The sequence below is a fragment of the Haliea sp. E1-2-M8 genome (assembly GCF_030649675.1).
Taxonomy (GTDB): Bacteria; Pseudomonadota; Gammaproteobacteria; order Pseudomonadales; family Halieaceae; genus Haliea.
In genome coordinates, this window is sequence record NZ_JAUTDR010000081.1 from 1 (window position 1) to 962 (window position 962).

2 protein-coding genes are annotated in these 962 nt (G+C 56.2%); both read left to right on the forward strand.

The window, feature by feature from the left end; translation table 11 throughout:
- Positions 1-295: 295 nt before the first annotated feature.
- Entirely contained in the window at positions 296-541 is a 246-nt protein-coding gene (locus tag Q6D67_RS21620) for a hypothetical protein (RefSeq protein ID WP_304707915.1), read from the forward strand.
- On the forward strand, positions 538-750 hold the full coding sequence (locus Q6D67_RS21625) for a hypothetical protein (RefSeq protein WP_304707917.1): 213 nt from the start codon (positions 538-540) through the stop codon (positions 748-750). The genes Q6D67_RS21620 and Q6D67_RS21625 overlap by 4 nt, the downstream gene beginning before the upstream one ends.
- The last annotated feature ends 212 nt before the right edge of the window (positions 751-962 follow it).

The window sequence follows — 962 nt, forward strand, 5'->3', positions numbered from 1 at the left end:
TTACGGGCTTTTCTTTCCACGATTTGAGCAGGGCATTGATCGCAGTCACCAGACCTGACTGGACGCTGTGCCCATGATTCTCTGCGGCATGTTTGAAGCGCCGGGCTTCGTCGGCACTGAGCCTGACCTGTAGGTGTTTGAATGCTGGCTTGTCGCTCAAAGTATTCTCCGGGGATACATTTTGAATCCTGGCCATTGTATCACATGACAACATAATACCTTGACAGCATGTTATCATGACATTATGTTTGATAGTGCCCAATGCAAGGGCACCATATAACCGAGGGGTACAATCATGGAAAATCACACAAACACTCTGGATCTTGCTCACCGCGATCTAATCCGCGCTGGTGATGCCGTCAGCAGCATTGCCAGCGTACTGGTAGACGATCAGGTCAACGGCAACGTAGACTTGGAGGAGACAGACCGAGAAGGCTTGTTCCGCGCCCTGGAGGTGATCTCCGGCATGGTCACTATGCGGGCTTGGGACCTACTCAAGGTTATGGATTCACTGGCCGAACAGGTGGAGGTAGGACAATGAGCACTACCACTGACACCCTGAACGATATCCGGCAAAACCTGATCCTGACTGCCGAGGCGATGGAGTCCGTTGGACTCTCAATTGCCTGTGCCCCTGACGGTGAGCGCGAAGGTCTGGCCCATGCGGTAACGGTACTGGCGCGGTATGGACTGGACCAGTGCACCCGGCTGGAGCACATGGAGGTTGAATTGAGGCGGCAGGGAGACTAACCCCACCAGATGACCACCCAGCCCGCCAAGTGCGGGCTTTTTTGTGTCTGGCTACCTGATCCCCAGCGCGACCACCATAACGGCCACCGCAGCGACCACCAGCGTCATGAAGCCGACCAGGGTATACCGTGCCCGCCATTCCTCCCGCAATGCCCTGCAAACGGCTTCCTGCGCCTCCTGGCGCACCCTGGCTGGCTTGTCTGTGTCGAGTG

Bases quoted from the DNA above. Each gene is read 5' to 3' on its own strand.
- Q6D67_RS21620 (WP_304707915.1), top strand. From the start codon at position 296: ATGGAAAATCACACAAACACTCTGGATCTTGCTCACCGCGATCTAATC.
- Q6D67_RS21625 (WP_304707917.1), top strand. From the start codon at position 538: ATGAGCACTACCACTGACACCCTGAACGATATCCGGCAAAACCTGATC.